Annotated in this window: 1 protein-coding gene; it reads left to right on the top strand. The window is 71.8% G+C overall.

The features are described from left to right. Positions 1–3: 3 nt before the first annotated feature. Positions 4–1,389, top strand: a 1,386-nt coding sequence (locus EU555_RS35915; protein ID WP_135420161.1) for an FAD-binding oxidoreductase, incomplete at its 3' end; no start/stop codon positions are given.

Genomic DNA, 1,389 nt, shown 5'->3' with positions numbered 1-1,389 from the left:
ATCATGAGCGACGGTCCGACCATCACGAAGTCCTCGCCCTGGCATCCGGGCGAGAAGGCCATCCAGCAGCAGGTCGGCGTGGCCGAGCGGATGGAGCAGGTCGGGCGCCGCGTGGTGCGGGACTTCATGCCCGACCAACACCGCGCGTTCTACGAACAGATCCCGTTCATCGTGGCCGGCAGCGTCGACGGCCGGGGCGACGCCTGGGCGACGCTGGTCGCCGGCGGTCCCGGGTTCATCGCCTCGCCGACGTCGACGACACTCGACATCGCGGTGCGGCCGGATCCGAGCGACCCGGCGAGCGCGGGCTTGCGCGACGGGGAGGCCATCGGGCTCCTCGGGATCGAGCTGCACACCCGCCGACGCAACCGCGTCAACGGCCTCATCCGCGCCGCGGCGGACGGCGTTCTGAACTTCGCCGTCGACCAGAGCTTCGGCAACTGCCCGCAGTACATTCAGCTCCGCGACTTCGCCTTCGTCCGCGACCCGCGTGAGCCCTTTTCTGGAACCGTCGAGGAGAACGCCGGCCTCGATGCGGACGTGCGCGCCATGATCGAGGGTGCCGACACGTTCTTCGTCGCCTCCTACGCCGAGCGCGACGGCCGCCGCCAGGTCGACGTCTCGCACCGCGGCGGCAAGGCCGGCTTCGTTCGCGTCGCCGAGGACGGGACGCTCACGGTCCCCGACTTCGCCGGCAACCTGTTCTTCGCCACGCTCGGCAACATCCTCCTGAACGGCCGGGCCGGCCTCGTCTTCGCCGACTTCGAGACCGGCGACCTCCTGCAGATGACGGGCGACTCCGAGGTCGTCCTGTCCTCCCCCGAGATCGCCGCCTTCCAGGGCGCTGAACGGCTGTGGACGTTCCGGCCCCGCCGGGTCGTGCGGCGGCGGGGCGCGCTGCCCCTGCGCTGGACGTTTCAGGCGGACGGCTGGTCGCCGAACTCCCTGATGACCGGTGACTGGCACGCGGCCGCCGACCGGCTCCGGGCCGCCGACCTCGCGACGCAATGGCGCCCGTTCACGGTCACGAAGATCGTCGACGAGAGCCGCACGATCCGCTCCTTCCACCTCCAGCCTGCGGACGGGTCCGGGCTGATCCCGCACCAGGCGGGGCAGCACCTGCCCATCCGTGTGCCGCTGCCCGGCGCGGACAAGCCGGCCATCCGCACCTACACGCTCTCGGTCGCGCCCTCGGACGCGGTCTACCGGATCAGCGTCAAGCGCGATGGCACTGTGTCCGGGCACCTCCACGACACGCTGCGGGTCGGCGACTTGGTCGAGGCGCGGGCGCCGGCCGGCGGCTTCACCATCGACGCCCATGCCAAGCGGCCGGCCGTGCTGCTCGCCGGCGGCATCGGCATCACGCCGCTGCTGGCGATGCTGCGCCAC

Origin of the sequence: Methylobacterium nonmethylotrophicum, assembly GCF_004745635.1 — a bacterium.
GTDB classification, from domain to species: domain Bacteria; phylum Pseudomonadota; class Alphaproteobacteria; order Rhizobiales; family Beijerinckiaceae; genus Methylobacterium; species Methylobacterium nonmethylotrophicum.
Note: the sequence above shows the minus strand (reverse complement) of the source record. Positions and strands in the feature narration are given on the sequence as shown.